A 3,285-nucleotide genomic window follows, 5' to 3' on the forward strand; every position below is an offset into this window, starting at 1 on the left:
TTTTAATTATTGCCTATTTTTCTGAATAATAAAAAGGATGATAATGCGCAAAAGCAGATCGTATTGATACGACGCCAACTTCTCCGGAGACCTGCATGGCGATTGCGACAAACAGTAGTCCGATAGACATTCCCGCCCTGATCGACCGCAGCCGCATCGGCGGCTTCCAGATCGTCATGCTGGCCCTGTGCGCCATCTGCCTGATCATCGACGGTTTCGACGTCCAGGCCATGGGCTATGTGGCGCCCGCGATCATCCAGGAATGGGGCATCGCCAAGGCCAACCTCGGGCCGGTATTCGGCGCCGGCCTGTTCGGCATGCTGCTCGGTTCACTGGCGTTCAGCATCTTGGCCGACCGCATCGGCCGCCGTCCGGTGCTGATCGCCGCCACCTTGTTCTTCGCCGCATGCATGCTGCTGACGCCGCTGGCCGCGAGCGTCGAGCAACTGATCGCCTTGCGCTTCATTACCGGGCTCGGGCTGGGGGCGATCATGCCGAATGCGATGGCGCTGGCCGGCGAATACAGCCCGGTGCGCAAGCGCGTCACCCTGATGATGCTGGTGTCCTGCGGCTTTACCCTGGGCGCGGTGCTGGGCGGCTTGCTGTCGGCGGCGCTGATCCCGCGTTTTGGCTGGCAGTCGGTATTCCATGTCGGCGGCGTGGTGCCGCTGGTGATCGGCGTACTGATGATTTTCCTGCTGCCGGAATCGATGCAGTTTCTGGTCTTGCGCGGCAAGCGGCTGGAGCAAGTCGGCAAGTGGCTGCGCCGTATCGATCCCGCGGTCGTGATCGGCCAGGACACCCGCTACGTGGTCAACGAAAAAGCTGGCAAGGGCGCGCCTATGCTGCAGCTGTTCCAGGAGGGCCGGGCCAAGGTCACGATCCTGCTGTGGATCATCAATTTCATGAACCTGGTCAACCTGTATTTCCTGTCGAACTGGCTGCCGACGATTGCCAAGGATGCCGGCCTGTCGACCGCCACCGCGGTAATGGCTGGCACCACCCTGCAGATAGGTGGCACGCTTGGCACCCTGATCATGGGCCAGCTGATCGACCGCTCCGGTTTCCGCCGCGTGCTGATCCCGGTGTTCCTGGTCGCCGGCCTGGCGGTGTTCCTGATCGGCCGCCCCGAGATTTCACTGCTGTTCCTGTTTGCCAGCATCTTCGTCGCCGGCTTCTGCATCGTCGGTGGCCAGCCGGCGGTCAATGCGCTGGCGGGCACTTATTACCCGACCACCTTGCGCTCCACCGGCATCGGCTGGAGCCTGGGCGTCGGCCGCATCGGTTCCATCGTCGGCCCGGTGCTGGGCGGCGAATTGATCCGCCTGAACTGGCCCAACAGCACCATCTTCATCGTGCTGGCGGTGCCGGCGCTGGTATCGGCCGTGATGCTGATGTTGATGCAGGAAACTTCTCACCGCAGCAAAGCGCAAGCCGTCGTTGCGCATTAAGATACTTGAACCAAGGATAAAACCCATGGAAAACACGTTCCTTTACCAATCGGGATTCTGCAACGACTTCGCCAGCGAAGCGTTGCCCGGCGCCTTGCCGGCCACCCAGAACTCGCCGCAGAAAGCGCCTTACGGCCTGTACGCGGAACAGTTGTCCGGCACCGCATTCACCGCGCCGCGCGCGCACAACCGGCGCTCCTGGCTGTACCGCATCCGCCCGGGCGCGATGCACCACGCCTTTGAAAAGATGCGGCAGCCTTTGCTGGCCAGCGGCCCGTTCACCCAGGTCGATACGCCGCCCGACCAGCTGCGCTGGAATCCGTTGCCGATGCCGGCCGACGGCCAGGCTGTCGATTTCATCGATGGCATCGTCACGTTCGCCGGCAACGGCGATGCGGCCGTCCAGGCCGGGATGGCGATCCACCTGTATGCTGCGAACCGTTCCATGCACGACCGTTTTTTTTACGATGCCGACGGCGAACTGCTGATCGTGCCGCAGCAGGGACGCCTGCTGGCCCGGACCGAACTCGGCGTGCTGGAAGTCAAGCCGGGCGAAATCGTGGTGATCCCGCGCGGCATGCGTTTCCGCATCGAACTGCCGGACGGCAGCGCGCGCGGTTATATCTGCGAGAACTATGGCGCGGCTTTCCAGCTGCCGGAGCTGGGGCCGATCGGTTCCAACGGCCTGGCCAATGCGCGCGATTTCCAGGCGCCGGTAGCGGCTTATGAAGACCGGGAAGGCGAGTTCCAGCTGCTGGCCAAGTTCGGCGGGAAGTTATGGGCCGCGCGCATCGGCCATTCGCCGCTGGACGTGGTGGCCTGGCACGGCAACTACGCGCCGTACAAATACGACCTGAGCCTGTTCAACACCATCAACACGGTCAGCTTCGATCACCCCGATCCGTCCATCTTCACGGTGCTGACTTCGCCCTCGGATACCCACGGCACCGCAAATGTCGATTTCGTGATTTTCCCGCCGCGCTGGATGGTGGCCGAACACACCTTCCGTCCGCCATGGTTCCACCGCAACGTCATGAGCGAATACATGGGCCTGATCCACGGCGCCTACGACGCCAAGGCCGACGGCTTCACGCCAGGCGGCGGCAGCCTGCATAATTGCATGAGCGGCCACGGCCCGGATGCGGCGACTTTCGACAAGGCATCCAGCGCGACATTGGCGCCGCACCGCATCGACAATACAATGGCCTTCATGTTTGAAAGCCGCTATGTGATCCATCCGACGCCTTATGCACTGGCGACGCCGCTGCTGCAGAAAGACTACCTGCAATGCTGGCACGGCCTGCAAAAGCATTTCAACGGTCAACCTTCATGAAAACAGACACCATGCAAACCAACGATCCCGCGCTGAAATCATTTATCCCGACTCCGGCGGAGTCGCATTTCCCTATCCAGAACTTACCGTTTGGCGTGTTCAGCGATGCAGCCAATTCAGCTCCGCGTGTCGGCGTTGCAATCGGCGACCAGATCCTGGACCTGGCCGCACTGGCCGAAGCCGGTTTGCTCAGTGTCAACGCAGAAGTATTTCGCAAGGCCAGCCTGAACCCGTTCATCGCACTGGGCCGTCCAATCTGGCGCAGCACCCGCGCCGCCGTCAGCGAACTGCTGCGCGACGACAACCTGCAGCTGCGCGACAACCAGGGCCTGCGCGCCAAGGCATTCATCGCCCAGGACCAGGCAACGATGCACCTGCCGCTGGACATTCCCGGCTACACCGATTTCTATTCGTCGAAAGAACACGCCACCAACGTCGGCTCCATGTTCCGCGACCCGGCCAATGCACTATTGCCGAACTGGCTGCACATCCCGATCGGCT

Annotated in this window: 2 protein-coding genes and 1 pseudogene; all 3 read left to right on the forward strand. The window is 62.1% G+C overall.

Translation table 11 applies throughout. The features are described from left to right. Positions 1-95 precede the first annotated feature (95 nt). On the forward strand, positions 96-1,451 hold the full coding sequence (locus JWQ61_RS13785) for an MFS transporter (RefSeq protein ID WP_304361026.1): 1,356 nt from the start codon (positions 96-98) through the stop codon (positions 1,449-1,451). Between the two features lie 25 nt (positions 1,452-1,476). Next, on the forward strand, positions 1,477-2,784 hold the full coding sequence (gene hmgA, locus JWQ61_RS13790) for a homogentisate 1,2-dioxygenase (protein ID WP_304361027.1): 1,308 nt from the start codon (positions 1,477-1,479) through the stop codon (positions 2,782-2,784). Then, positions 2,781-3,285: pseudogene (locus tag JWQ61_RS13795) on the forward strand (fumarylacetoacetase); the annotation flags it as partial. The gene hmgA and the pseudogene JWQ61_RS13795, both read left to right, overlap by 4 nt.

Source organism: Collimonas fungivorans (genome assembly GCF_028292705.1).
GTDB classification, from domain to species: domain Bacteria; phylum Pseudomonadota; class Gammaproteobacteria; order Burkholderiales; family Burkholderiaceae_D; genus Collimonas; species Collimonas fungivorans_B.

What these genes read in the sequence shown, in the direction of transcription:
- JWQ61_RS13785 (WP_304361026.1), top strand. Translation starts at nt 96, where the DNA reads ATGGCGATTGCGACAAACAGTAGTCCGATAGACATTCCCGCCCTGATC.
- hmgA (WP_304361027.1), top strand. Translation starts at nt 1,477, where the DNA reads ATGGAAAACACGTTCCTTTACCAATCGGGATTCTGCAACGACTTCGCC.